The 22241-nt window shown below is 71.5% G+C and carries 26 protein-coding genes; 13 read left to right on the plus strand and 13 right to left on the minus strand.

Annotation, left to right across the window (positions count from 1 at the left end):
* Positions 1 to 49: 49 nt before the first annotated feature.
* The 3 genes from ACYVF7_RS03050 (at position 50) to ACYVF7_RS03060 (ending at position 3709) form a co-directional block, all read left to right on the plus strand.
* The gene (locus ACYVF7_RS03050) at positions 50 to 937 is read left to right on the plus strand and encodes a fumarylacetoacetate hydrolase family protein (RefSeq protein ID WP_460334486.1); all 888 of its coding nucleotides are present in this window, start codon (positions 50 to 52) and stop codon (positions 935 to 937) included.
* A 233-nt stretch (positions 938 to 1170) separates the two neighbouring features.
* On the plus strand, positions 1171 to 1449 hold the full coding sequence (locus tag ACYVF7_RS03055; RefSeq protein WP_460334489.1) for a hypothetical protein: 279 nt from the start codon (positions 1171 to 1173) through the stop codon (positions 1447 to 1449).
* A gap of 85 nt (positions 1450 to 1534) precedes the next feature.
* A complete protein-coding gene (locus ACYVF7_RS03060) occupies positions 1535 to 3709 on the plus strand; it encodes a sensor histidine kinase (protein ID WP_460334492.1) in 2175 nt (724 codons plus the stop codon).
* A gap of 75 nt (positions 3710 to 3784) precedes the next feature.
* Here the strand turns inward: ACYVF7_RS03060 and ACYVF7_RS03065 are convergent, their stop codons facing one another.
* Positions 3785 to 4390 (minus strand): response regulator transcription factor, encoded by a 606-nt coding sequence (locus tag ACYVF7_RS03065; RefSeq protein ID WP_460334495.1) that lies wholly within the window; start codon positions 4388 to 4390, stop codon positions 3785 to 3787.
* 109 nt (positions 4391 to 4499) lie between these two features.
* Here ACYVF7_RS03065 and ACYVF7_RS03070 point away from each other — a divergent pair, with 109 nt between their 5' ends.
* On the plus strand, positions 4500 to 5231 hold the full coding sequence (locus ACYVF7_RS03070) for an ABC transporter ATP-binding protein (protein ID WP_460334497.1): 732 nt from the start codon (positions 4500 to 4502) through the stop codon (positions 5229 to 5231).
* The gene (locus ACYVF7_RS03075; protein WP_460334501.1) at positions 5231 to 7696 is read left to right on the plus strand and encodes an FtsX-like permease family protein; all 2466 of its coding nucleotides are present in this window, start codon (positions 5231 to 5233) and stop codon (positions 7694 to 7696) included. The genes ACYVF7_RS03070 and ACYVF7_RS03075 overlap by 1 nt, the downstream gene beginning before the upstream one ends.
* On the opposite strand, the gene ACYVF7_RS03080 is transcribed toward ACYVF7_RS03075, so the two are convergent.
* On the minus strand, positions 7685 to 8554 hold the full coding sequence (locus ACYVF7_RS03080; protein WP_460334504.1) for a helix-turn-helix domain-containing protein: 870 nt from the start codon (positions 8552 to 8554) through the stop codon (positions 7685 to 7687). The two genes, ACYVF7_RS03075 and ACYVF7_RS03080, sit on opposite strands and share 12 nt — an antisense overlap.
* A 159-nt stretch (positions 8555 to 8713) precedes the next feature.
* Between ACYVF7_RS03080 and ACYVF7_RS03085 the strand changes: the two genes are divergently transcribed.
* Positions 8714 to 9754 carry an NAD(P)-dependent alcohol dehydrogenase gene (locus tag ACYVF7_RS03085; protein ID WP_460334507.1) on the plus strand — a complete coding sequence of 347 codons (1041 nt, stop codon included), beginning with the start codon at positions 8714 to 8716 and terminating at the stop codon, positions 9752 to 9754.
* 50 nt (positions 9755 to 9804) lie between these two features.
* Here ACYVF7_RS03085 and ACYVF7_RS03090 read toward each other — a convergent pair whose 3' ends face one another.
* Positions 9805 to 10212, minus strand: coding sequence for a hypothetical protein (locus ACYVF7_RS03090; protein ID WP_460334510.1), 408 nt, complete (start codon positions 10210 to 10212; stop codon positions 9805 to 9807).
* Positions 10213 to 10284: 72 nt separating this feature from the next.
* Positions 10285 to 10914 carry an acyl-CoA-like ligand-binding transcription factor gene (locus ACYVF7_RS03095; RefSeq protein WP_460334513.1) on the minus strand — a complete coding sequence of 210 codons (630 nt, stop codon included), beginning with the start codon at positions 10912 to 10914 and terminating at the stop codon, positions 10285 to 10287.
* A gap of 157 nt (positions 10915 to 11071) precedes the next feature.
* Here ACYVF7_RS03095 and ACYVF7_RS03100 point away from each other — a divergent pair, with 157 nt between their 5' ends.
* The gene (locus ACYVF7_RS03100) at positions 11072 to 12619 is read left to right on the plus strand and encodes an MFS transporter (protein ID WP_460334516.1); all 1548 of its coding nucleotides are present in this window, start codon (positions 11072 to 11074) and stop codon (positions 12617 to 12619) included.
* Between the two features lie 15 nt (positions 12620 to 12634).
* On the opposite strand, the gene ACYVF7_RS03105 is transcribed toward ACYVF7_RS03100, so the two are convergent.
* The 4 genes from ACYVF7_RS03105 to ACYVF7_RS03120 all read right to left on the minus strand — a co-directional run bounded on the left by ACYVF7_RS03105 (position 12635) and on the right by ACYVF7_RS03120 (position 15724).
* Positions 12635 to 13015, minus strand: coding sequence for a hypothetical protein (locus ACYVF7_RS03105; RefSeq protein WP_460334519.1), 381 nt, complete (start codon positions 13013 to 13015; stop codon positions 12635 to 12637).
* A gap of 68 nt (positions 13016 to 13083) precedes the next feature.
* Positions 13084 to 14202, minus strand: coding sequence for an XRE family transcriptional regulator (locus ACYVF7_RS03110; protein ID WP_460334522.1), 1119 nt, complete (start codon positions 14200 to 14202; stop codon positions 13084 to 13086).
* Positions 14199 to 14918 (minus strand): hypothetical protein, encoded by a 720-nt coding sequence (locus ACYVF7_RS03115; RefSeq protein ID WP_460334525.1) that lies wholly within the window; start codon positions 14916 to 14918, stop codon positions 14199 to 14201. Before ACYVF7_RS03115 ends, ACYVF7_RS03110 begins: the two co-directional genes overlap by 4 nt.
* A gap of 176 nt (positions 14919 to 15094) precedes the next feature.
* Entirely contained in the window at positions 15095 to 15724 is a 630-nt protein-coding gene (locus tag ACYVF7_RS03120; protein ID WP_460334528.1) for a nucleotidyltransferase family protein, read from the minus strand.
* A gap of 163 nt (positions 15725 to 15887) precedes the next feature.
* Between ACYVF7_RS03120 and ACYVF7_RS03125 the strand changes: the two genes are divergently transcribed.
* On the plus strand, positions 15888 to 16262 hold the full coding sequence (locus ACYVF7_RS03125; RefSeq protein ID WP_460334531.1) for a hypothetical protein: 375 nt from the start codon (positions 15888 to 15890) through the stop codon (positions 16260 to 16262).
* Positions 16263 to 16433: 171 nt separating this feature from the next.
* Positions 16434 to 16583 carry a hypothetical protein gene (locus ACYVF7_RS03130; protein ID WP_460334534.1) on the plus strand — a complete coding sequence of 50 codons (150 nt, stop codon included), beginning with the start codon at positions 16434 to 16436 and terminating at the stop codon, positions 16581 to 16583.
* 131 nt (positions 16584 to 16714) lie between these two features.
* On the opposite strand, the gene ACYVF7_RS03135 is transcribed toward ACYVF7_RS03130, so the two are convergent.
* Positions 16715 to 17116 (minus strand): NUDIX hydrolase, encoded by a 402-nt coding sequence (locus ACYVF7_RS03135; protein ID WP_460334537.1) that lies wholly within the window; start codon positions 17114 to 17116, stop codon positions 16715 to 16717.
* A gap of 91 nt (positions 17117 to 17207) precedes the next feature.
* Between ACYVF7_RS03135 and ACYVF7_RS03140 the strand changes: the two genes are divergently transcribed.
* From ACYVF7_RS03140 to ACYVF7_RS03155, 4 genes are all read left to right on the plus strand, one after another.
* On the plus strand, positions 17208 to 17999 hold the full coding sequence (locus ACYVF7_RS03140) for a GntR family transcriptional regulator (protein ID WP_460334540.1): 792 nt from the start codon (positions 17208 to 17210) through the stop codon (positions 17997 to 17999).
* 96 nt (positions 18000 to 18095) lie between these two features.
* Positions 18096 to 18452 carry a hypothetical protein gene (locus ACYVF7_RS03145; protein ID WP_460334543.1) on the plus strand — a complete coding sequence of 119 codons (357 nt, stop codon included), beginning with the start codon at positions 18096 to 18098 and terminating at the stop codon, positions 18450 to 18452.
* A complete protein-coding gene (locus ACYVF7_RS03150) occupies positions 18449 to 18712 on the plus strand; it encodes a hypothetical protein (RefSeq protein WP_460334546.1) in 264 nt (87 codons plus the stop codon). Before ACYVF7_RS03145 ends, ACYVF7_RS03150 begins: the two co-directional genes overlap by 4 nt.
* The gene (locus ACYVF7_RS03155; protein WP_460334549.1) at positions 18709 to 18939 is read left to right on the plus strand and encodes a hypothetical protein; all 231 of its coding nucleotides are present in this window, start codon (positions 18709 to 18711) and stop codon (positions 18937 to 18939) included. Before ACYVF7_RS03150 ends, ACYVF7_RS03155 begins: the two co-directional genes overlap by 4 nt.
* Here ACYVF7_RS03155 and ACYVF7_RS03160 read toward each other — a convergent pair.
* From ACYVF7_RS03160 to ACYVF7_RS03175, 4 genes are all read right to left on the minus strand, one after another.
* Positions 18923 to 19366 carry an SRPBCC family protein gene (locus ACYVF7_RS03160; protein WP_460334552.1) on the minus strand — a complete coding sequence of 148 codons (444 nt, stop codon included), beginning with the start codon at positions 19364 to 19366 and terminating at the stop codon, positions 18923 to 18925. The genes ACYVF7_RS03155 and ACYVF7_RS03160 overlap by 17 nt on opposite strands.
* A 61-nt stretch (positions 19367 to 19427) precedes the next feature.
* A complete protein-coding gene (locus tag ACYVF7_RS03165) occupies positions 19428 to 20438 on the minus strand; it encodes a carotenoid oxygenase family protein (RefSeq protein WP_460357772.1) in 1011 nt (336 codons plus the stop codon).
* Entirely contained in the window at positions 20342 to 20782 is a 441-nt protein-coding gene (locus ACYVF7_RS03170; RefSeq protein ID WP_460334555.1) for a carotenoid oxygenase family protein, read from the minus strand. Before ACYVF7_RS03170 ends, ACYVF7_RS03165 begins: the two co-directional genes overlap by 97 nt.
* Before the next feature lie 26 nt (positions 20783 to 20808).
* Positions 20809 to 22227 carry an MFS transporter gene (locus tag ACYVF7_RS03175; RefSeq protein ID WP_460334558.1) on the minus strand — a complete coding sequence of 473 codons (1419 nt, stop codon included), beginning with the start codon at positions 22225 to 22227 and terminating at the stop codon, positions 20809 to 20811.
* Positions 22228 to 22241: the final 14 nt, after the last annotated feature.

The raw sequence follows: 22241 nt of genomic DNA on the forward strand, positions 1-22241 counted from the left end.
CCTCCCGCTGTACGTTTCTGGGACGGCGCTCTCTGGAATGAGGAATCGCGTGGAAATCGTCCGTTTCGTTGTGGCCGGCGGCGACCGTCCGCTGGTGGGAGTCTCCGACGGGTCGACCGTCACCGAACTGGGTGAGACCCTCGGCGAGCTGCTCCGGCTTCCTCTGGCGGAGCTGCGGGACCGCTGCCGTACGGCCGACGGCCCGCGCCACGACGCCGCCGCCGTACGGACACTGCCCCCGGTGGACGGACGGATGGAGGTCTGGGCGGCCGGCGTCACGTACCGGCGCTCCCGCGAGGCGCGGGTCACCGAGAGCGAACGGTCGGCCGACGTGTACGAGCAGGTGTACGACGCCGAGCGCCCGGAGCTGTTCTTCAAGTCCGCGGCCTGGCGGGTGACCGGCGACGGCGAGACCGTCGCGATCCGCTCCGACTCCGCGGTCGACGTGCCGGAACCCGAGCTCGGGCTCGTCCTCAACCGGCACGCCGAGATCGTCGGCTACACCGTCGTGAACGACATGAGCTCCCGGACCATCGAGGGCGAGAACCCGCTCTACCTGCCGCAGGCCAAGATCTACCTCGGCGGCTGCGCGGCCGGCCCCGCCGTCCGGCCCGCCTGGGAGGTGCCCGACCCGTACGCCCTGGACATCGAGCTCACCATCCGCCGTGGCGGCGACGTCGCGTGGACCGGCACGGCGAGCACCGGGCAGCTGAACCGCAGGCTCGACGACCTGGTCGGCTTCCTGTTCCGCGCGGACGTGTTCCCCGACGGCGCCGTCCTCGCCACCGGCACCTGCCTGGTCCCGGAGCTGCCGTTCACCCTGGCCGCCGGGGATGAGATCGCGATCACCATCGCGGAGGTCGGTACTCTCACCAGCACGGTCGTGGCGGGCAACGAGCCGATGGCCTGGCTCGCCGACCCGCCCACGCCACGGTGAGGTTCCGGGGCCGGGCTCGGCCGTACGCTCGATCTGGCCAGGGCCGCACAGGTCCCTGGAAGGTGGGAGACTGGACCGCGTAGGTGTCGCGGCCGGTCGATGGAGTGAGGAGGCGGTGCGACGGTGGGCAAGCACAGCGCACCCCCCATCGGCAAGACCTGCCCGGTCTGCCGGGGCACCGGGAAGAACAGCGTGCAGCAGGACTGCGGCTCGTGCGGCGGAAAGGGACGGATATGAGCTACCCGCCGGCCGGCTGCAGTTATCAGGTGCTCTACATCGACCCGACGGGGCGGCACGCCGAGTCACCCCTGTTCGCCGACGAATACTCCCTGGGCGACTGGTTCAAGGGCAAGGCGGACTCCGGCGAGATCGACCGTGAGGCCGAGGCCGAGGGCCGCCCGGGCGGCTTTCGCATCTACTGCGTGACCGAGGGCCGCCGCATCGAGATCGACCACCTGCACCCCCGCCTCGTCCACGGCCGGCTGAACCGGCCGACGCTGCGAAGGGCCTGAAGCCGAAGGACCCCTGTCGTCGGGCACCGGCGCGGCGGTGCCGCGTTCCCGGGTCGGCCGTCGTGAGAGGAGATTCCCGGCAGGGATGGTTTCGCAGCAGCGCCCGCCGTACGCGGGGTCGGCGCCGGGACCCGCCCTGGCACGCCTGACCGTAGTGATCGTCCTCGCGGCCCTCACCGACGTCTACCTCTTCGCCGTGCCCTTCGGCGCCGGCGGAGCGGGGCGGGTCATCGGGACGGTGGCGCTCACGGTGGCCGTCTTCACACTGCAGCTGGCCTGGGTCGTGCCCCGTGCGGCGAGGTTCCGGGGCGTCGCGCTGCTCCTCGTCCAGGCGGTCGTGGCGTACGTCGACGTGCTCGTGTTCGGCACCTCCGTCGGGATCCTCGGCCTGGTCGCCGGATCGGCGCTGCTGGCGTCGAACGTCCTGCCCGCCGTCGCGGTGCTCGGGAGCGCCGCGGTGATCGCCGCGTTGCGGTCCCCGGACGCGGCCGGCGCGGTCGACTCGGCGATCACGCCGGTGCTCGGCGCGCTGGTCGTCTACGGTCTCGTGCGGCTGGCCCATCGGGTCGCCGACCTTGCCGCGGCCCGGCCGGCGCTGACGATGGCGGCCGTCTCCCGCGAGCGGCTGCGCATCGCCGACGAGCTGAACACCGGCATCGGCCGCGGCCTGGACGCCATCACGATGGGGAGCCGTCGCGCCCTCGACCACCCCGAGGAGATCGACGAGGTCCTGCGCGTGGCCCGCGGTTCACTGGCCGACGCGCGGGCGGCGGCCGCCGGATTCCGCGCCATGTCCCTCGCGCCCGAGGCGGCGGCGGCGCGGGCGCTGCTGGCGGCGGCCGGGATCGAGGCGGAGGTGCGCGCCGGGCACGAGGAGCCGCTCGGCTCGGCGGGCGCGCTGCTGGCCACCGTGCTGCGCGAGTCCGTCACCGAGGTCGTACGCCAGGGCACGGCGACCCGCTGCGTCATCGAGACCTCCGAGCGGGACGGCACGGTACGGCTCCGGGTGAGCAACGACGGCCCGCCCACGGCCGCGCGCGGCGAGGAGGGGCTGGCGGACGCCGCCGCGCGGGTCGAGGCGGCCGGAGGCACGCTGACGACCGGGCTCGGCGCCGACGGCCGGTTCGCGGTGGAGGCGACGATCGCGGCCACGCCGCGGCCGGTCAGCCTGCCCGACCGCACGGCGTACGGCCTGTCGGTGACCCTCCTCGCGGTGGTGGTGACGGGCTTCTGCGTGAAGGCGCTCCTGCAGCTCCCCTGGGGAGTGGACCTGGCCGCGGCCATCGCCGGGATGGGCCTCATCGCGGGACTGCAGCTGCGCTGGGCGGTCGACGACCGGCCGCGCCACCGGTACGCGCTCATCGCCGCGCAGGCGCTGCTCAGCCTCGCCCCGGTCCTGTGGTTCGGCGCGACCTGGATCGGCGCCATGGGCTTCCTCGCGGGCACCTTCCTCGTGGCCCTGCCGATCCGGATCGGCGCGCCGCTCGTGGCCGCGACGATGGCGGGAACCGGAGCGATGGCCGCCGCGCTGTCGCTCGGCCCGGCACGGATCGTCAACTACACCGTGAGCACGCTCGTCACCGGCCTGGTGGTCTACGGGCTGGTCCGCCTCGCCCGGCTCGTCCACGACCTGCGGGCGGCCGGCGAGGAGCTGGCCCGGGCGGCGACCGTCCAGGAACGCCTCCGCGCCGCCCGCGACCTGCACGACCTGCTCGGGCACAGCCTCGCGGCGATGCTGCTCAAGTGCGAGCTGGCCCGGCGGCTCGGGGAGGTCGACCCGGTACGGGCCCGGGCCGAGCTCACCGAGGTCGTCGCGATGGCCGAGCGGGCCCGCGCGGACCTGCGCACCGCCTCCGGAGCTGGCGAACCGGAGATGTCACTGGACACCGAGGTCGAGTCCGCGCGTTCGGTGCTGACGGCGGCGGGCGTCGAGACCCGGGTCGAACTCGGCCACGGCCCGCTGCCCGGCCCGGCGGCCACCGTGCTGAGCGCGGTGCTCCGGGAGGCGGTGACCAACGTGCTGCGGCACAGCTCGGCACGGAATTGCGTCATCACGACGGCGAGCGAGGACGGCCTGGTCACCCTCACGGTGGAGAACGACGGGCTCGACCCGCGGGCCCGGCGCACCCCACCCGGTTCGGGCATCGGCAACCTCACCACCCGCCTGGCCGCCATCGACGGCACCCTCACCGCCCGCGCCGACGGCACCGGCGGCTTCCACCTCCAGGCCCGCGTACGACCGGACGCCGAACCCTCCTGATCGCGGGCCGGCGCTCTGGTGCCGTGACCGGAAGCCGAGGCGGGCGCGATCGGTCCCGGGGCCGGTCGCCGAGGATCAGATCCAGCCCATCTCCTTGGCGATCCGGGCGGCGTCGGTGCGGTTGCGCGCGTTGAGCTTGTCGACGACGGCGGTCAGGTAGTTCCGTACCGTCCCGGCCGACAGGTGGAGCCGCTCGGCGATCTCCGGCGCCTCGGCGCCCTCGGCCGCCAGCCGCAGGACGTCCGTCTCGCGGGGCGTCAGCGGGTTGTCGGCGAGGTCCCACGCGGTCAGCGCCAGGTTCGGGTCGAGCACCCGCCGTCCCGCGGCGACGGCCCGGATCCCGGCGACCAACTCGTCCGGCGGCGCGGTCTTCAGCAGGAACCCGCCGGCGTGCGCGGTCAGCGCCCGGCGCAGGTGGCCGGGCTTGCCGTGCCCGGTCAGGATCAGCGTCCGGCACTCCGGGTGCGCCTCGTGCACGGCCGCGGCCGCGGTCAGGCCGTCGGCGCCGGGCATGTCGATGTCGAGCACCGCGACGTCCGGACGGTGCCGCAGCACGGCCGGCAGCACCTCGTCGCCGCGGTCGACCTCGGCCACCACCTCGAGGTCCGGCTCCAGGGACAGCAGCGCGGCCAGGGCCCCCCGGACCACGGCGTGGTCATCGGCCAGCAACACCTTGATCACAGGGTCATGTGTACCAGGGGCCCGTCACGGAACGGAGCATGACGAGATCATAGTCGGCTTGTGAGCACGTCTCTGGCCCGGAAAACCCCAGCTCACGAGACTTGTCGGCATGGATGACGTCGTGCTGATGAACGCGGTGAGCAAGGTGTACGGGAAGGGCAGGGGCGCGGTCGCCGCGCTCCGGGAGGTGTCGGTCGGCGTTCCGCGCGGCCGGTTCACGGCGGTGATGGGGCCGTCCGGGTCGGGCAAGAGCACGTTCCTGCACTGCGCCGCGGGGCTGGACACTCCGACGTCCGGCACCGTTCGGCTCGGCGGGACCGAGCTGTCGGGGATGAACGAGACCCGGCTGACGGAGCTGCGGCGCCGACGGGTCGGGTTCGTGTTCCAGGCGTTCAACCTCGTCTCGTCGCTGACGGTCGAGCAGAACATCACCCTCCCGCTGCGGCTGTCCCGTACGAAGGTGGACCGCGCGTGGCTGAAGGAGATCGTCGCGCGGGTCGGGCTGACGGAGCGCGTCGGGCACCGGCCGGCCCAGCTGTCCGGCGGACAGCAGCAGCGCGTGGCGATCGCCCGCGCCCTCGTGACCCGGCCGGAGGTCGTCTTCGGCGACGAGCCGACCGGGGCGCTGGACACGATGACCGCCCGCGAGGTGCTCTCCCTGCTGCGCGAGACGGTGGACGGGATGGGACAGACCGTCGTCATGGTCACTCACGACCCGGTCGCCGCGTCGTACGCCGACACGGTGCTGTTCCTCGCCGACGGCCGGATCGCCGACGCGATGGACGCTCCGACCAGTGAGAAGGTCGCCGCCCGCATGACCCGGCTGGGAGCGTGGAACTGATGCTCGGACTGGTCCTGAACACTCTGCGGCACCGCAAGGCCGGGTTCGCCGGGGCGTTCCTCGCGCTGTTCTGCGCGGCCGCGCTCGTCTGCGCCTGCGGGGCCCTGCTCGAGACGGGGCTGCGCGGCACCATCGCGCCCGAACGGTACGCCGGGGCGCCGATCCTCGTCACCGGCGACCAGTACGTCCACCAGGACAAGGTGAAGAAGGGCAAGGTCAAGCACAAGGCCAAGGGCATCGCCGAGCGCGCCTGGCTGCCGGCCGCGACGGCGGACCGCCTCCGCGCCGTGCCGGGCGTGCGCTCGGTGGTCACCGAGGTGACCTTCCCCGCCGAGATCCCGGGCACCGCGCCGGGGAGCTCGTACGGGCACGGCTGGGAGTCGGCCGCGCTCACCCCGTTCACCCTGGCGGCCGGCCGGGCGCCGTCCGCAGCGGACGAAGTGGTGGTCGACGCCGCCACCGCGCGTACGGCTCGGCTGCACGTGGGCTCGCGCGTGCCCGTCGCCTCGGCCGTCTCCACCGGTGTCCACCGGGTCGTCGGCGTCACCCGCGAGGCGCTCCCGCACCAGACGGCTATCTTCTTCTCGACCGATGAGGCGCGGCGGCTCGCCGGACGTGCCGGGGCGGTCAGCGCGATCGGTGTGTTCCCGGCGGACACCGCGGACCGGGTCGCCGCCGCCCTCAAGGGGACGTCCGCGACCGTGCACACCGGCGCGGACCGGGGCCGGGCGGAGTTCTGGGACGCGGAGAAGGCCCGGATCAAGCTGATCAGCATGGGCGGCGCGCTCGGCGGCACGGCGCTGCTCGTGGCCATCCTCGTCGTCTCCGGGACGTTCGCCCTCTCCATCCAGCAACGGGAGCGGGAGATCGCGCTGCTGCGCGCCGTGGCCGCGACGCCGCGCCAGATCCGCCGGATGATCGGACGCGAGGCGCTCATCGTCAGCCTCGGCGCGGGCGCGCTCGGCGCCGCCGCCGGCCCCCTTCTGGCGCTCTGGCTGCGCGACCGGTTCCGTGCCCTCGGCGCGCTGCCGTCCACGCTGAACCTCGTGCTCAGCCCCTTCCCGATGTTCGCCGCGGTACTGGCCGCCGTCGTGGCGGCCTGGGCGGCGGCCCGGCTGTCGGCACGTCGCTCGGCCCGGATCCGGCCTGTCGAGGCGCTCGGCGAGGCGGCGATCAGCCGGCGCACCGGTCCGGGCCGGGTCCTGGCCGGCCTGGCGTTCCTCGCCGGTGGCGTCGTGCTCACGCTCGTCCTGTCGTCCCTGAACACCGAGGCGGCCTCCAGCCCGGTCACGATGCTCACCGCGATCGTGTGGACCGTCGCCGTGTCCCTGCTGGCGCCGGTGATCGCCCGCGTCACGGTCACCCTGCTGGGCCCGCCGCTGCGGACGTCTCCGATCGGCGGCCACCTCGCCGCCGCGAACCTGCGGAGCCGCTCCCGCCTGGTCGGCTCGGTCATCGCCCCGCTCACCCTCTTGGTGGGCCTGACCTGCACGATCCTGTTCTCCCAGACGACGATGGGCCACGCCGCCACCGAACAGGCGAACGCGGGCACCGTCGCCGCGCACGTGCTCGGCCCGAAGGTGCCCGCCGAGGCCGCCGACGCGCTCCGGCGCACCCGGGGCGTCACGACGGTCACCGAGGTCCTGCACAGCACCGTACGCGTCGGGCTGGAGAACTATGGCGTCCAGGGCGTCACGCCCGCCGGGCTCTCCCGCACCATGAACCTCGACGTGCGAACGGGCTCGCCGGCCCGGCTGGACGCCGGCACCGTCGCGGTCAGCACGACCGCCGCCGCCCGCCTCGGCGTCCACGTCGGCGACCAGGTCCGCATGACGCTCGGCGACGGCACGCCGTTCGCCCCCCGGGTCGTCGCGGTCTACGGCCGGGGCCTCGGCTTCGGCGACCTGACCGTCGCCCACGACCTGCTCGCCGCGCACGTCGACGACCCCCGCGCCGACACGGTGCTCGTCGCCGGCCCGGCCGGAGCGGACGCCCTCCGGTCGGCGGTCCGGCCGTACCCCGGCGTCGCCGTCCTCGACCAGGCCGCGGTGACGCAGGCTCGGGCCACGGCGAACGCCGAGGTGAACTACGTCGCCATGGGGCTGATCATCGCCTTCACCGGCATCGCGGTCGTGAACACTCTCGCCATGGCGACGGCCGACCGCGCCCGGGAGTTCGCCCTGCTGCGGATCGTCGGCACCACCCGCCGGCAGGTCATGCGGATGCTCCGCTGGGAGACGCTGGTGGTCGTGTCGACGGCCGTGGCCCTCGGCACGGTCGTCGCCCTGGTCACACTGGCGGCCTTCGCCACCGGGATGGTCGGGTCGGCCGCGCCGTACGTCCCGTTGATGACGTTCCTCAGCGTCATCGGAACGGCGTCGGTGCTCGCGCTGCTCGCGACGGTCCTGCCCGCCCGCCTCGCGCTCGCCGCCCGCCCCGCCGACGTCATCGGCTCACGGGAGTAGCGGCCGGTGAGGAGACTCGGACGTGGTGGCCCAGCTGGCGAGCAGGCGGAGTTTTTCCTCGGAGTCGCTGCCCGCTTCGGTGCCGTAGACGACCAGGATGAGGCCGTCGGCGGACAGATCCAGGGATTCGTAGGTGAGGTGGAGGTCGCCGACGACGGGGTGGCGGAAGGGCTTGGCACCGATGTGGTGCTGGCGGACGTCGTGGCGGGCCCAGCGGGCGCGGAAATCGTCGCTGCGGGTGGACAGTTCGCCGATGAGGTCGGTGAGGTCCTTGTCGTAGGGGTCCCGGGCGGCCTGGGCGTGCAGGAGGGCGACGGTGTCGTCGGCGGCGCGGTCCCAGTCACCCCAGAACAGGCGGGATCTGGGGTCGAGGAAGATGAACCGGGAGTGGTTGGGGGTGGCGCCACCGGCCGCGTCGATCATGGGGGCGTACAGAGCGCGGCCCAGAGCGTTGGTCGCCAGGACGTCTCCGCGGCCGTTCATGACGAACGCCGGCGCTTCGGTCATGGCGTCCAGCATCCGCTGCACCGTGGGCCGTACCTGCTGCGGGGTGGAGCGGCGCCGACGGCGCTGCCCGGGCCCGGCGATCCGGGCCAGATCCTCCAGATGGGTGCGTTCTTCATCGTTCAGCCGCAGGGCACGGGCCAGGGCGTCCAGGACGCTGTCGGAGACTCCGGACAGGTCGCCGCGTTCCAGGCGGGAGTAGTACTCCACGCTGACGCCGGCCAACTGGGCGACCTCGGCGCGGCGCAGGCCGGGGACCCGGCGGGTGCCGTAGGAGGGCAGCCCGGCCTGCCGCGGGCTGATCTTGGCCCGGCGTGAGGTCAGGAACTCACGGATCTCGCTGCGGTGGTCCACTCTTCCCAGGCTAGGCGGCCCCGCACCTGCCAAAGGTGCCCTGCCAGTACACCTTTCAGCAGTGCCTTCCTCCTACCTGAACGAGAGCTTTTGATGGATAGCGGCCACCTCGGGAGTACCTCGGGAGCGAAGAAGGCCACGATCAAAGGAGCAATCTTCATGCGTGTCCACGCTTACGCAGCACCGGCCGCCGCCGAGCCGCTGGCCCCCACGATCATCGAACGGCGTGACGTCGGCCCGAACGACGTCCTCATCGAGATCAAGTACGCCGGCATCTGCCACTCCGACATCCACACTGTCAACGGCGACTGGGGCCCCCAGCCCTATCCCGTGGTCCCCGGCCACGAGATCGTCGGCATCGTCGCCGAGGTCGGCCCCGCCGTCACCCGGCACCAGGTGGGTGACCGCGTCGGGGTCGGCTGCATGGTCAACTCCTGCGGCCGGTGCGCCAACTGCCGCAACGGCGACGAGCAGTACTGCCTGAACGGGATGGTGCCCACCTACGCGGGCACCGACCGGGACGGCACCGTCACGCAGGGCGGCTACTCCACGCACGTCGTCGTCGACGCCGACTTCGTCCTGTCGGTGCCCGAGGGCATCGACTCGGCGGCCGCGGCGCCGCTGCTGTGCGCCGGTATCACCACCTACTCGCCGCTGCGTCACTGGGCGGCCGGCCCGGGCAAGAAGGTCGCCGTCGTCGGCCTCGGCGGGCTCGGGCACATGGCCGTCAAGATCGCCCACGCCATGGGCGCCGAGGTCACCGTGCTCTCGCAATCGTTGAAGAAGCAGGAGGACGGACTGCGGCTCGGAGCCGACCACTACCACGCCACCAGCGACCCCGACACGTTCGAGAAACTCGCCGGCCGGTTCGACCTGATCGTCAACACCGTCAGCGCCCGTATCGACGTCGATGCCTACCTCGGCCTGCTCGCCGTGGACGGCACCTTGGTCAACGTCGGCGCCCCCGCCGAGCCGCTGAGCCTCAACGTGTTCTCGCTCCTGAGCGGCCGGCGCTCCTACGCCGGGTCGATGATCGGCGGCATCGCCGAGACGCAGGAGATGCTGAACTTCTGCGCCGAGCACCGCATCGGCGCCGACATCGAGCTGATCTCAGCGGACCGGATCAACGAGGCGTACGAGCGTGTCCTGGCATCCGACGTCCGCTACCGGTTCGTCATCGACACCGCGACCATCGGCTGACGCGCGGCACGACCGAACAGCGCGCTGCCGACCCGACGCTTGAGCCGTCGTCAGCAGTAGGGACCGAGGGCCTTCTTGATCTTGGCCGGCGCCGACTTCATCTCCGGGCCGTCGCACAGGCCATCGGTCCCGTACGTGACCAGGTGCCACCGGCCGCCGCGCAGCCGGAGCACCGTCCAGTTCGGGTCGGTCAGCCCGTGGATGTTCTTCATGTGCGCGGCCGCCCAGCCGCCGTCGCACACGATCCGGCCGTCCACCCGGAAACCCGTCGCGCCCCCGGCGGCCGACTCCTTGACGAAGTCCGACGCCGACGCGCAGGCGTCCGAGGGAGACGGCGACGGCACGGCGGACGACTTGGTCGGGGCCGGGGAGGCCGCGTGGTGGTGTTCGGCCTGAGAACGGCACGCCGCGGTGCCGACCGCGCAGACGATCACCATGAGGAACAACGGCCGGAACACTGAGCCCCCTGGGCGTCGACGGTCCAGATGCCAGAGCCGACCGTACGGCATTCCTGATCAAAACGGGCCTCGTTACAGCGGGAGGCCCGTCTCCAGGAAGGCGAGCGCCTCGTCCAGGGCGGTGACCAGATCCAGCTCCGGGTCCTCGGTCCAGCGGAGCATCAGGTCGAGCATGACGCCGAACACCGCCCCGGTGAAGACGCGTACGCGAGGGTCGTCCGGGTCGCGGCTGATCCGCTTGGCCACCAGGTCGGCCACGGTCATCATCGTGGCGGTGAAGTTGCCCAGGCCCGCTCCCCGCAGCGCGGGGACCGACAGCATCAGCGCCGTGCGTTCGCGGCCCTCGGCGAGCTCCTCGGGTGAGAGCTCGCCGAGCGTCGAGCGGAGCGCCCCGCGCAGGGCCTGGACGACGCTCAGCTCGGGCGGCTGGGCCTCGAACGCCGCGTAGACGAGCGGGTCATAGGCGTCCGAGATGACGAGGTCCTCCTTGGTGGGGAAGTAGCGGAAGACCGTGCTGGGGGCGACCTCGGCGGCCTCGGCGACCTGCTCGACGGTGGTCGCGTCGTACCCGTTCTCGACGAACAGCCGCAGCGCCTCGCGCTGGATCGCGGCCCGTGTCCTGGCCTTCTTCCGGGCTCGCAGCCCATCGGCCGTACGGGCGGGCTCGTGGGATCGCCGGCCCTCCTCGGGTGACGACGTCATCGGCCACCTCCGGCTGTCTCCCCGCATCCCCGTCCCACGACCGAGGCCTCGCCAGGAGCTTACACAGCGGCCTTAGCGAGAGCGAACTCGTAGTTGACAGTCACTATCTTTTCGGTGTCCACTCCTATGAAGGCTCTCAGGGAAGGTGGCGATCGCGATGAGCAGGCTCGGTGACCGGAGGTGGTGGGCGATCGGAGCCCTGGCCCTCACCGGCATGGTCGTGGGGCTCGATACGACGGTGCTGAACATCGCCCTGCCCACGCTCGCCACCGAGCTGCGGGCCTCCACCAGCGCGCTGCAGTGGATGGCCGACGCCTACAACCTGGTGCTGGCCGCGTTCATGCTGCCCGCCGGGCTGCTGGGCGACCGGTACGGCCGCAAGCGGATGGTGCTCGCCGCGCTGGTCGTCTTCAGCGCCGCCTCCGTGCTGTGCGCGTACGCCGGTTCGCCCGGCGTGCTGATCATCGGTCGCGGCGCGCTCGGCCTCGGCGGGGCCTTCCTGATCCCGCTGACCATCTCCGTGGTGCGGGTGCTGTTCGACGAGGACGAGCGGCCACGGGCGCTCGCCGTCGCGCTGGCCGCCCAGGGCGTCAGCTTCCCGCTCGGGCCGATCGTCGGCGGCCGGCTGCTGCACGACTTCTGGTGGGGGTCGGTGTTCCTGATCAACGTGCCGGTCTGCGTGGCGGCCATCATCGGCGTCGCGCTGCTACTGCCCGAGTCACGCGAACCCGATCCGCGACCGGTCGACCTTCTCGGGATCGTGCTGTCCGCGCTGGCGCTGAGCGGACTGACGTACGGCTGCATCGAGGCGGGAGAGAAGGGCTGGGGCTCGCCGGCGTCGTGGGCGCCGATCGTCGCCGGCCTGGCCGCCGGCCTGCTCTTCGTCCGATGGGAGCGCAGGACGGCGCATCCGCTCATCGACCTGGAGGTGTTCCGGTCCCGCGCCTTCGACTGGGGCGTGCTGATGGCGACCGTGATGTCGTTCACCATGTTCGGCGCGCTGTTCGCCATGCCACAGTACTTCCAGGCCGTGATGGGGACCGACGCCCAGGGCAGCGGCATCCGCCTGCTGCCGGTCGTCGTGGGCGTCCTGGCCGGTGCGGGTCCGGCCGACCGGCTCGTCAAACGCTTCGGATCGAACGTGACGGTCGCCTTCGGCCTCGTGCTGCTGGCCGCCGGGATGGTCGTCGGGACCGCGACCGGCGTCGACTCCGGCTACCTTCTGAGCGGCACCTGGCTCACGGTCGTCGGGCTGGGACTGGGGCTGGTGTTCCCCGCCGCGATGGACTCCGCCTTGGCCGCGTTGTCGGCGGAGCGCAGCGGCATCGGCAGTTCACTGATCCAGGCGCTGCGTCAGGTCGGCGCGACCATCGGTGTGGCGGTGCTCGGCACCATCCTGAGCGCCGGCTACCGGGGCCGCGTCGACACCGCGGGCGTCCCCGCCCAGCTCGGCGACACCGTACGGAAGAACGTGCAGGCGGGCGTCGCCGTGGCGCGCGACCTCAGGTCGGCGACGCTCCTGCACTCGGTGCGGGACGCCTTCGTGCACGGCCTCGTCCTGATGCTCGCCGTCAGCGCCGGCCTCGCCGCCGTCGCTGCGATCCTGGCGCTGATCTTCATGCCGGGCCGGGCTCGGACCCCCTCGATCGGCCGACCGCGGGAAGTGACCGGCGCGGCGCCAGGAGGTCAAGGTCGGCGCGGGTGACGCTCGGCCGGACCGTCAGCAGTGCGGGCCGAGGGCCTCCCTGACGGCCGGGGGGATCACGTCCGGACGTGCCGCGGCGCACAGCCCCTCCGTGCCATGGGTGACCCCACGCCACTGACCGGCGGTGTAACTGAGCACCAGCCGCGTCTGGTCGAATTCCGCGGTGGTGAGTTGTACGTGTGCGGCCGCCCAGCCGTGGTCGCACACGATGGGATCGGTCACGCGGAACTTCTCGTCGCCCATGTCCTCCTGCATCACCTTGACGACCTCCGCGGCCGACGGGCAGGGAGCGGCCGTCGACGACGAGGCCGAGCCGGTGTGTTCGGCCGTGCCGCTGCAGGCCGTAAGCCCGCCGACGCAGGCGAGCACCACGAGGGGGATCAATGACCGGGACACCGCGCCTCCCGAGAAAGGGGTCGATGCCGACCGTACGCCATTCATGATCGTTTCGGTGGCGTTCGCCGTCATCCCACCGTTGGCAGTCCCCGGCTCGGGACGAGGAGGTCGAGGTCGGCGTGGGTGACGCCCGCGCGGTCGGCCAGCAGGTCGCGGCCGGTGCCGGAGTCGGCGACGAGCTCGACGGCCCTGGTGAGCATGGTGGGCCGCTCGAGCGGCCTGGCGGGGCCGGGCTCCTGCCGTCGCCAGCCGCGCGCGCTCATCACGCTCATGGCGTTCCGGTAGGTGTTCTCCTTCATGATGCCGAGCGTGCGCGCGCGGTAGAGCAGCGCCGCCATGCTGACGCCCCAGGTCGACTTGAGCTCGGCGAGGTGCGCCCAGTCGGCCGTGGCGGGAAGCCGGTCCGCGATGGCCGCCTCGGGCATGAGGAACTCGGCCGCGAACCGATGGGCCTGATCCTCGATGATCTTGCTGCCCGGTTCGGCGTCGGCGTGCATGACCAGATGGCCGAGCTCGTGCGCGCCGTCGAAACGGTTGCGCCAGTAGTCGCCCTTGGCCGGGTTGAACAGCACCATGGGCCGCGGATGCGCGCCGATGCTGAACGCGTCGACGCGCTCCGTCGACGGAGGCAGGACCAGCACGATCACGCCGTGCTTCTCCAGCAGCCGTACGAGGTGCGGGATGGGGCCTGTGTCGCCGACCATCGCCTCACGCGCCAGCCGCGCGGCCTCCACCGGGCCGGACCCGGCGATCTCCTCGGGGGACACCGGCCGCTCGGGCAACTCCGCCTGCGGCAGCTCGACCAGCTCTTCGAGAGCGGTGACGATGTCGGCCGCGATCCGGCCGTACGCGAGTGCCTGGTCGCGTTCGATCTGGGTCGTGGAGCGCAGCGACCGGAAGTGCGCGGTGTCCAGCGACGCGGCGGCACGCCCGGCGTGGAAGAACTCCACCGGCACCCCCAGCGCGAACGCCAGCCGCGACAGCGTCTTCTCCGACGGCCGATGCACGCCCGCCTCGTACTGGCCGATCGCAGTCGGGGTGGTGCCGACGGCCTGGGCGAGCTGGTTCTTTCGCATGCCGCGCAGACGCCGCGCCAGGGTCAGCCGGTCGGCGTCGAACAGCAGCCGCGCCTCGGCGAGCCGGCGGGCGACCTGCCCGGAACGCTCACCGGTGGTGTGGTCGTTCACTGTGCCGTTTCGATACTCGCGTCTCCGCCGGCCGCGCGGCGCGGGTGCAGCCGCACGGGAACGTCGGCCTCGTCGTCGATCCACAGGGGCAGCGTGGACTGGACGGGCGTACGGCGCGGGTCGGCGCCGAGGGTGTCGTCGGTCAGCTCCCGGAGCCAGTGCCACGCCGGACCGCCGTCGGCGTTCAGCCGGGGACGGCCGAGGAACAGCTCCATCTCCAGCGGCTCCTCGGTGGCGCTGTGCGCCAGGACGAGCGTCACCACGTCGTCCATCTCGCGTACGGCACCGACGCCGAGGTCGAGCGTCAGCTGCGGGTCGTCGGGGAACTCCTGCCGCGCGACCGCCTGCTTGGTGAAGCTGTCGCGGTCCCAGCGGATCGCCCGCGCCGCGCCGAACCGGTGTCGCTTGAGCAGGATCCGGTAGCGGCCGTAGCGCCAGCCCGGCGAGCCGTTCAGATCGTGGCGGGTCACCACCGCCGCGAGCGGGTCCTCGTCGGCCTCGGCGGGGTCCGGGGCGAACTCGCCGATATGGAAGACGCGGTCGAGCTGGGTCTCCAGCACGTCGAAGGCGCCGGTGCCGAACGATCGCTCCTTGAAACCGGCGGCCCGGCTCATCGCCCCGAAGACGGCGAGCGTCGCCTCCGTGTGCGCCTCACGCAGCGCGTGCAGGAACCCGGCCTTGAGCAGCGTGCCCCACGCTTCCCGATCCTCCGCCATGCGAAGGACTATAGATGTTCCCCGCGCACCGCGCGCGAAAATGAAGTCCCCGGCGCGTCGCCCCGGTGACCTGGCTGAACCGAAGGAACGCCGAGGCGCGCAGCGGCTATGCGCACGGCCGCACCGCGCCGAATGCACACCGCGCCGCCGCGAGACCGAGATGCCGACTCCGCGCATCAGGATGAGGACTTCTCTGACGTGATGGGCGCAGATGGCCAGTCCAGTACGGTCAGTTCCGGCCACTGCCGCCGCCAGCGGTCCGACTTGGTCTCGTAGACCTCCTGCGGGGCGAGCACCGGATTGGGGCGCACGACAAGGTTGAACACGTCGGAGAGCCCGTGCGGTGCGTAGATGCGCCACCGGCCCCCCGTTTCCAAGCGCACGCCCAGGCAGCAGGTGGTCGCCGCGAAGCAGTCGATGGCCGACTCCGTGGACATGTGCGGAGGGCATGCGACGCCGAACTTCTGCTCGTACCAAAGGTGGACACGGGCCTCGTTGCGGATCTCAACCTCGACGGGCAGGTCGGCGAAGACCTCCCTGCCTGCTGTGATCACTGCGTCCTCTGCCTCCCATGACAGGTCACCGTCATCGAAGTAGAAGACGTCGTAGTCCTTGATTCCGCTGGTGGGGGGCCTGTCCGTGACCACGTTCCACACGGTCTGGAACAAGCACCCCGCCGTCACATACCAGCCGGGCAATGCCAGGGACGCCGTCCCGCGCAGCACCTCCAGCAGCATCTCGTTTCGGGAGAGGACGGACTTCAAAACGGCTAGCTGCTCATCCAGCGGGAGGCGACCGATCATCATCCATGCCTACATGCCCTGTGACGCCGCCGCCGGATGGAAAGCTCAATTGTTGCTCAACTATCAAGGTCCGCGATGGCGAGAACCTAAGATCACCATTTGACCGGGGCATATCGGGGGCACTGTAACGACTTCTGGTCGGCAGCCCGTAATGGAGGACCGATCCATGAATGCACTTCCTGAGCCCGAGAACCACGTACCGCCCGCTGCGCGAGACCATTTCGAACGTCTGGCAGCCGAACTCCGCGCCTGCGGTTTCACCGTGACCGTGACTCCGCCCGCTCTCACGGTCCGCAATCCCGGCGCCGACGCGACGCCCACCACGGTCGGCAGCGGTCTGGTCCAGGAGGTCCGCCTGCGCGGGGACGCCGGAGGGCTGGTCTGGTGCTGGGTCTGGCCCGGCCTGCGACCCGCCAGACGCGACGACCCGATACCACCGCCGGAGATCGAGCCGATCGGCCCGGCCGAGGACATCGCCGAGACCGCTCGCCTCATCGCCAAGGTCATCCGGATCGACGACCCGACAGTGACGCCGCGATGACCCCGTCCACGCCGTCGTGCCGGCGCACTGCGGTCCGACCGTACGGATCGACCGGACATCGTCTCGGTCGCTAAGGTCGGCGGCGTGGCAGGTGGTTCGCCGTCGGGTTGCTGTGCGAGCTGATGGGATTCGGTGTCCCGATCGTCGCTGCTCCGCTGCTGAAAGACGCCCGTGCCCCGTCATGTCGCCTTCAAGGCGAATCTGGATGCGCTGCGCTCGATGGGAGTGTGCGTGCTGTTCGATCCGGACGCGCCGCCGCATGCTCGCATGCCAGCCTGGGAACAGATCCTCGCAGAGCTTCACGCCCTGCTGGACGCCTGAATCGAGGCAGAAGCCCCTTCAAACATGTGAATGCGGCCGGTTGAACGCTTCTGCCGAGGGTTTCCGTGGTTCCAGCCACGGAAACCCTCGGCAGAAGCGTTCGAATCTGTCGGCGGCGGGGACCGCCGACCTTAGAGCATGTTCACACCGTCGTGCTGGCGCACTGCGGTCCGATCATTATGCAGGGCGTCGATCACTCGCACCGCGAACGCCTCATCGGCCAGCCTGACGACCTCCTCCGCGGTGGCCCACTGGAAGGCAGTCACCTCATCGTTCGTGGCCAGCTCACCGGATACGGCGGTGCAGCGGAAAACGAGGGCGACGATGCCCCTGACCATGTTCTTGTATACGCCGGTCAAGGCAACAGGCTCGATCTCAAGACCGGTCTCCTCCTTGACTTCACGGCGGACTCCGTCCTCGATGGACTCCTCGAGCTCAAGAACTCCGCCCGGTGGTTCCCAGTGAGCGTTGTCCCTGCGACGGATCAGCAGGGCCTTGCCGTCTCGATCCACGACAACCCCCGCGACGCTCACGGAATGCCGACCGTTCCGATCAAGCACCGAGTACCCCCAATGAGTAACGTTGGCTCGATGACGTGTACCTGCGAGTCCAGGAGTTAGAGCATTGGGCAGCGACAGGCCGGAGCTCGGGACCGTCGATCCGACGAGTGACCGGGCCGTCTTCCGGCAGATCGCCGACCAGCTCCGCACGGCCATCGAGCGAGGTCAGTTGGAGGAAGGCGACAGGCTGCCCTCCGAGTCCAAGCTCATGGAGCATTACACCGTCGCCCGCATGACCGTACGAAATGCTCTTCAAGTCTTGCAGGCTGAAGGCTTGATCGTTTCGGAGCATGGGCGGGGCGTCTTTGTCCGCTCACGTCCTCCCGTTCGACGCTTGGCCTCGGACCGGTTCGCGCGGCGTCACCGTAAGGAGGGCAAGGCCGCCTTCATCGTCGAGTCCGACCAGAACGGCGCCAAGCCCGACGTCGACATGATCGAAGTGACAGAGACAGCACCGCCTCCAGAGATCGCCGAACGCCTCAAGGTTCCCGAAGACCAGCCAGTCGTCCTACGCAGCCGTCGGTACTCGCTCAACGGAAAGCCGATCGAGACGGCCACGTCCTACATCCCGGCTGACATCGCCCACGGCACAGCGATCACTCAGGTAAACCCCGGACCTGGCGGCATCTACGGACGAATCGAGGAACTGGGACACACCTTGGAGCGATTCACCGAGGAGGTATCAGCCAGGATGCCAACTCCGGAAGAGATCCGTTTGCTTCAGCTCACCGCCGGTGTCCCCGTGTTCCGGCTGGTACGGACAGCCTACGACTCGGAAGGGCGCGCGGTCGAGGTCTGCGACACGATCATGGCTGCGGATGCCTACGTCCTGAACTACGAGCTTCCAGCTCACTGACCATTGACACGGAGAGCAATGACTCATATACATTTCGTAGCAACTCCTCTAGACGAGTAGAGGAGATACCCGTCAAGCCGTCCGTAGGAGCAGGCAATGACCCATGCCACGTCATCTACCGCGGAAGAGCACCTCAAATCGCTGGCAGCCGCACTCCGCGCCGGTGGCTTCCCGGTGACCGTGACTCCCCCCGCCCTCATCGTCCGCAATCCCCATGCCGACGCGACGCACGCGACGATCCGTAACGGCCTGGCTCAGGAGGTCCGCCTGCACGAGGACGCCGGACGATGGGTCTGGTGCTGGGTCTGGCCGGGACTGCGACCTGCCAGGCGAGGCGACCCGATGCCACCACCGGAGATCGAGCTGATCGGCCCGGCCGAGGACATCGCCGAGACCGCTCGCCTCATCGCCAAGGTCATCCATATCGACGAGCCAACGAGGACGCCGCGATGACCGCGACGTACGACTCACCCCATCCCGTGGCTGCGTCGTGCGACGCCGTCCCCGACGCTTCACCGGTCGCCGTCGCTCAGGCCGTACAGAATCACCGCCCCGGGTGGCTGGTCTTCTGGTCGCCCTGGCGGCGAACGTTCACTGCGATCGCCTGCTTCACCCGCGACCCCGTACTCATCGACGCGCGCACGCCGAACGATCTGCTGGACGACATGCGCGAGATCGAGGCGACCGCCGGACCCAGGAGGCCATGGGCATGAGTACTGTTCCGGCAGGCGAGCCACCGCCGGGCCGGGTCCGTGTCGCCGATAACGTACGGGGCGTTCCGCTGTGGAAGCGTCGGGACGAGCCCTGCTACGTCGCCACCTGCGACACGGACCAACTGCTGTTCATCGACGCCGCACTCGCCCGATTCGACCGGATGAGCGGGAGGAGTTTCACGCGTTCGTCTCCTCCCGGTAAGCGGATCGCTACCGCGCCGAGCTGACGGCGGCGGTGCGAAGGTGACCGAGCCAGGCGACGAGCGACGCGTCGAGGGCGGCCTGCATCGCGTCGACGTTCGCGCGTATCGGCTCGCCGTCCCAGGACTCCTCGGTGTGCACGAGGACACCGTCGGGCCGCTCGGTGAAGGTCCAGACGTGCACGCCCGTGATGCCGCCGGACGGTCCGCCCCACACGATGCGATGCGGGGCGTCGACCTCCTGGACGGTCGAGCGGATATCGAGACCGTGGGTCCGCCAGTCGAACGTCATGCCGGCCTCGAGAGATCCGTCGACGGTGACCGACTCGATGTCGGAGTTCCAGGTCGGCCAGTCGCCGATGCGGGTCTGCAGCTCCCAGACGGTCCGCAGCGGGGCGTCGATGAGGGTCTCGTGCCGGGAGATGACGGGCGCGGTGGTGTCGATTCCAGCCATGGGAGGAGCCTTTCCGGGGTGAAGGGGGGCCGCCCGACGTCCGGGCGGCCCGTACGGCGGGTCAGGAGAGGTCGGCGTCGGGGATCCAGGAGCCGTGGATGCCGCCGGGCACGCGGCGGGGCAGTTCGACGACCGCGATGGGGTCGCGGGTCAGGTCGGTCGCGTCGATGACGAGGAGCTCGGAGGTGTCGCGGACGATGTCGCTGGTGACGGTCAGCAGGTAGCCGTGGTCCTCGGCGGTGCCGCCCTCGGCCGGGACGAACACCGCCTCGCCGGGGAGCACGCCGGGGCCGACCGGCATCAGCTGCCGCCCGCCGGTCGCGGAGTCGTACTTGACCAGCGCGTACTCGTCCAGGCCCGCGCCGGGGAAGGCGACCGCGTAGCCGTACCGGTTGGCGCGGCCGAGCCGCTCGTCGTTGATGGTCGGGAACTCGCTGGTCAGGTCGTCGACGGCCTCCTCCGTCGCCTTTCCGGTCGCCGGGTCGAGCGTCCAGCGCGTCGCGATCGCACCGGTGAGCGGCGTGGACGGGTGACCGGGCGCGCCGATCCACCACTTCCAGCTGGTCTCCCAGGCCGCGCGGTCGTAGCGGGGGCCCTCGACCGTGACGCGTCCCTGGGCGTCCTCGGAGGCGTTGGTGACGTGCAGCAGCGCGCCCGGCTCGACGTCGTACCAGGTCGTACGGGCAGGCCCACTGCGGGGCATGACGCCGATCCGCGGGGCGTAGGCGTCGCTCCAGCGGTACGGGATGCCGGAGTGCTCGGCCGGATCGAACACGACGGACAGGTCGAGCCAGACGACGTGGTTCTCGGTGATGGCGAAGTCGTGCATCAGGGACGGGCCGGCGCCCTCGACGATCTCGGAGCGGATCAGCTCGCCGTCGGCGGACGCGACGTAGTAGATGAGGTGCGGCGGGAACGGCGAGTAGGCGAAGAAGTGCAGTTCGCCGGTTACCGGGTCCTCCTTCGGGTGCGCGGTCATCGCCGTGGTGAGCTTCCCGCCGAAGTCGTACGCCCCGACGGTGTCGAGCTCGGGGGTGACCTCGAACGGCAGGTTGGCCTCCTGGAGGGCCAGGAGCCGGCGTGCTCGATGATGTGGGTGCCGGCCACGCTGGCGGTCAGGTCGATCGAGCCGTCCTCCCGCATGAGCGGCGCGTCGTGCTCGAACGCCGGGGTGCGCACCCAGCGGTTGCGGTACCACTCGGCCTGCCCGTCGCGCAGCCGCAGGCCATGGATCATCCCGCTGCCGCGGAACCAGTGGGTCGGGGTGACGCCGGGCCGGGGGTTGTGGCCGTTGCGGAAGTAGCGGCCGGAGAGCTCCGGCGGCAGGGTGCCGCGTACGCGCAGCGCGGTCGCGGTGTGCTCGTCGGCGACGGGGGCGTAGTGGCCGTTGATGTACGGCTTCGGAGTGGTGGACATGGTGGCTTCCCTTTCGTGAGGCGCGGTCAGCGCTCTGCCGGTGCGTTGTGGAGAGTGGTCTGAGAGAGGAGGGCGGCCAGCGCCGCGATCAGCGCCGCCCCGAGGAAGGCCGCGCGGTGCCCGGCGGCGAGGGCGTGCGGCACCGAGGCGTGCGCGGCGACCTGGTCCGTACGAGTGGTGGCGACGGCGGTGAGGATCGCCAGGCCGAGGGCGCCGCCGATCTGCCGGGTGGTGTTGACCAGGCCACCGGCCAGCCCGGCGTCCCGGCCGGTGACCCCGTCGGTGGAAGCGGCGGTCAGCTCGACGAAGGCCGTTCCGAGCCCGGCGCCGATCAGTACGGACGGGCCGAGGATCCCGGTCACGAAGCCCGCCTCGGCCCCTGCCAGGCCGAGCCAGGCCAGGCCGGCGGTCAGGAGGATGAGGCCGGTGACCAGGGTCGCCCTGCGGCCGTACCGCCGGGCCGGCCGCGGGGCCAGCGCGGAGGCGAGCGTGATGGCGGCGGCCATGGGCAGCTGGGTCAGTCCGGCCAGGAGGGGGCTGTAGCCGAGAACCTGCTGCTGGTAGAGGGGGAGGTAGTAGAACAGCCCGACCCACACGGCGCCCAGCAGGATCATCACGAGGTTCGCCCGGCCGACCGCGCGCAGGATCCGCGGCGGGACGAGCGGGTCGGGGGACCGGCGCTCGATCCACCCGAAGGCTCCGAGGAGCACCACGGCGGCGCTCAGCGCGCCGACGATGGCGGGGCTGGTCCAGCCGGACCGTCCGCCCGTCGCCAGGCCGTACGTCAGGGCGACGAGGGCGGCGGTGACGGTCGCCGTCCCCGGCAGGTCGATCCGGGTCCGGGTGGAGGGCGCGGCGTCCGGCGGGACCAGCCGCGGTACGGCGGCGAGCACGGCGAGCGCCACGGGCAGGGTGGCGATGAAGACGGCCGGCCACCCGGAGACCTGGGTGAGCACGCCGCTGAGCAGGACGCCGGCGGCGCCGCCGGCCCCGGAGACCGCGCCCCAGACCCCGAGGGCGGTTCCCCACGCCGGGCCCTGGTACATCACCAGCAGGAGGGACAGTGCCGCCGGGGCCAGGAGCGCCGCGCCGACACCCTGCGCGGCCCGGGCCGCGATCAGCGTGGTGGCCGAGGGGGCGAGCCCGGCGGCGAGGGTGGCCAGGGCGAAGACGGTGAGGCCGGTGAGCAGGACCCGGCGCCGGCCGAGCAGGTCGGCCGCGCGCCCGCCGGGCAGCAGCAGCGCGCCGAACGCCAGCAGGTACGCGTTGACGACCCAGGACAGGGCGGCGGGCGACATGCCGAGGCCGGAGCGGATCGCGGGCAGCGCGACGTTGACGATCGAGGTGCTCAGCACGACGAGGAACTGCGCCGTGGCCAGGACGACGAGGGGACCGACGCCGACCCGGGAGGCGGGGGCCCGCGTCACCGGGCTGCTGGTGTCCATCGCTGACTCCTTCT

This window comes from Actinoallomurus acanthiterrae, assembly GCF_054775715.1.

Coding starts and splice junctions, on each gene's coding strand:
- ACYVF7_RS03055 (WP_460334489.1), top strand. CDS start 1,171: ATGAGCTACCCGCCGGCCGGCTGCAGTTATCAGGTGCTCTACATCGAC.
- ACYVF7_RS03060 (WP_460334492.1), top strand. CDS start 1,535: ATGGTTTCGCAGCAGCGCCCGCCGTACGCGGGGTCGGCGCCGGGACCC.
- ACYVF7_RS03070 (WP_460334497.1), top strand. CDS start 4,500: ATGGATGACGTCGTGCTGATGAACGCGGTGAGCAAGGTGTACGGGAAG.
- ACYVF7_RS03075 (WP_460334501.1), top strand. CDS start 5,231: ATGCTCGGACTGGTCCTGAACACTCTGCGGCACCGCAAGGCCGGGTTC.
- ACYVF7_RS03085 (WP_460334507.1), top strand. CDS start 8,714: ATGCGTGTCCACGCTTACGCAGCACCGGCCGCCGCCGAGCCGCTGGCC.
- ACYVF7_RS03095 (WP_460334513.1), bottom strand. CDS start 10,914: ATGACGTCGTCACCCGAGGAGGGCCGGCGATCCCACGAGCCCGCCCGT.
- ACYVF7_RS03100 (WP_460334516.1), top strand. CDS start 11,072: ATGAGCAGGCTCGGTGACCGGAGGTGGTGGGCGATCGGAGCCCTGGCC.
- ACYVF7_RS03115 (WP_460334525.1), bottom strand. CDS start 14,918: ATGGCGGAGGATCGGGAAGCGTGGGGCACGCTGCTCAAGGCCGGGTTC.
- ACYVF7_RS03120 (WP_460334528.1), bottom strand. CDS start 15,724: ATGATGATCGGTCGCCTCCCGCTGGATGAGCAGCTAGCCGTTTTGAAG.
- ACYVF7_RS03125 (WP_460334531.1), top strand. CDS start 15,888: ATGAATGCACTTCCTGAGCCCGAGAACCACGTACCGCCCGCTGCGCGA.
- ACYVF7_RS03145 (WP_460334543.1), top strand. CDS start 18,096: ATGACCCATGCCACGTCATCTACCGCGGAAGAGCACCTCAAATCGCTG.
- ACYVF7_RS03150 (WP_460334546.1), top strand. CDS start 18,449: ATGACCGCGACGTACGACTCACCCCATCCCGTGGCTGCGTCGTGCGAC.
- ACYVF7_RS03155 (WP_460334549.1), top strand. CDS start 18,709: ATGAGTACTGTTCCGGCAGGCGAGCCACCGCCGGGCCGGGTCCGTGTC.
- ACYVF7_RS03160 (WP_460334552.1), bottom strand. CDS start 19,366: ATGGCTGGAATCGACACCACCGCGCCCGTCATCTCCCGGCACGAGACC.
- ACYVF7_RS03170 (WP_460334555.1), bottom strand. CDS start 20,782: ATGTCCACCACTCCGAAGCCGTACATCAACGGCCACTACGCCCCCGTC.
- ACYVF7_RS03175 (WP_460334558.1), bottom strand. CDS start 22,227: ATGGACACCAGCAGCCCGGTGACGCGGGCCCCCGCCTCCCGGGTCGGC.